At 59.6% G+C, this 1,835-nt stretch carries 3 protein-coding genes; all 3 read right to left on the minus strand.

Annotation, left to right across the window (positions count from 1 at the left end; genetic code table 11):
- Positions 1–779: S-adenosylmethionine synthetase N-terminal domain-containing protein (locus EN906_RS32720; protein WP_281060471.1), on the minus strand; the 779-nt coding region annotated here is incomplete at its 3' end.
- A gap of 169 nt (positions 780–948) precedes the next feature.
- Positions 949–1,368, minus strand: a complete 420-nt coding sequence (locus tag EN906_RS32725; RefSeq protein WP_013527901.1) for a helix-turn-helix domain-containing protein — start codon at positions 1,366–1,368, stop codon at positions 949–951.
- Between the two features lie 140 nt (positions 1,369–1,508).
- On the minus strand, positions 1,509–1,835 hold a 327-nt coding region (locus EN906_RS32730), incomplete at its 5' end, for a nitrilase-related carbon-nitrogen hydrolase (protein WP_281060472.1).

Here is a 1,835-nt window from a genome sequence, read left to right on the forward strand (position 1 = left end):
GGATTGATGTACCACATGCAGTTGTCGGCGATCTTCAGCTCGCCCAGCGCCTCCCGGATATAGGGTTCGACGACCTTGCGGACCTTCTTCGAATCCCAGCTCGCATCGAGATGCTGCGTGGACAGCACGATCTGCGTCGCCTCGGCGGCCTTGCCGTCGACATAGCGAACGGTGACCTGGCTCTTGGCATCCGGTCCGAGCCTGCCGGCTTCACCGCTGCCCTCGTGGCGGGCGGCCGCCAGCAATTCGAGTATCTTGTGGCTGTAGTAGATCGGCGCCGGCATCAGATCCGGCGTCTCGCGGCAGGCGTAGCCGAACATGATGCCCTGGTCGCCGGCACCCTCTTCGCCCTGACGGTCGGAGGCATTGTCGACGCCCTGGCCGATGTCAGGCGACTGGCCGTGCAGCAGAACCTCGATCTTCGCGGTTTTCCAGTGAAAGCCGGCCTGCTCGTAGCCGATTTCGCGGATCGCCTTGCGGGCGACCGACTTGAACTTGGCCGGATTGACGACCGAATGCCCAGCGGCATCCTTGAGAATATTGCCCGCCTTGTCCCTCTTGAGCAGCGTGTCGGGAACACGCACTTCGCCGGCGATGACGACACGGTTGGTGGTGGCCAGCGTCTCGCAGGCGACACGGACTTTCCACGGGTCCATGCCGGTCTTCTTGGCTTCGCGATACACCAGATCGACGATCTCGTCGGAAATCCGGTCACAGACTTTGTCGGGATGGCCCTCGGCAACGGATTCCGAGGTAAAGAAGTAGTTCTGCCGCGTCACGGGTGTCCCCTCTTGAAAAACGATCGGCAGGCTGCCGATTTTGGCGCGCCACGTGTTAGCGGGGCGAAGCGCCGCTCGTCAAGCGGTGCTTCGGCTCTGGCATGAATGTCGATGCAGTTATCTTGTGCCACCGGCGGCAAGACGCCGCCGGTGCTGGCGTGATTGAGGATCAGTCGGGATCGTCGGCGGAGAGGGACTTGACCAGGTCTATAATCCTGCGGCGCACCTTGGCATCAGCGATCTTGACAAAGGCCCGGTTGAGCTGAAGGCCTTCAGGGCTGCCGCAGAATTCGACAGCGAAAGCCATCGACGCGTCCTCGGCAAATCCACGGCCCGCCACGGGCTCCTGGCCGGGCGCATCCTCGAAAAAGAAGGCGACCGGCACGCCGAGTATGGACGCTATCGCCTGCAATCGGCTGGCGCCGACGCGGTTGGTGCCTTTTTCATATTTCTGAATCTGTTGAAATGTGATGCCGAGGTTTTCTCCCAGCTTTTCCTGGCTCATTCCCAGCATGTTGCGGCGAAGCCGGATGCGACTGCCAACATGGATGTCGATCGGATTCGGTTTCTTCTTGTTGTCTTCTGTCATTTTTTCCTCGCCGAATTTTTTCGGCTTTCTCTATTTTTTCTTGCCCAAACAAAGCCGGAGGCAACTGCCCCAACAGAACGATCCACCGGCTTCGAGAAATTTTCAGGCACTTACAGTATGAGTTTCTAATGTGTTGGCTGTCAATTCACCCGTAGCCTTTGCCTTACGTTCAACAGCGCTGCCCCAACGGCAAACAGCAACATGATCAGCATTCCGTTAATGCGCCGTTGGCCGGGAGATATGAGCGCCTGTCCGGAAATCGGTATGTGGGCATCGATGGCGCCGCGTGCGTCGATCGCAAGCGCATCGACGATGCGCCCGCGCGGATCGACGACGGCCGAGATGCCGTTGTTGGCAGCACGTACCAATGGCAATCCATTTTCCACCGCGCGGATCTGGGCCTGCCTGAAATGCTGATACGGACCCGGCGTGTCGCCGAACCACGCATCGTTGGTAACGTTCACAAT

This window comes from Mesorhizobium sp. M7A.F.Ca.CA.004.06.1.1, assembly GCF_003999135.1.
Lineage (GTDB): Bacteria > Pseudomonadota > Alphaproteobacteria > Rhizobiales > Rhizobiaceae > Mesorhizobium.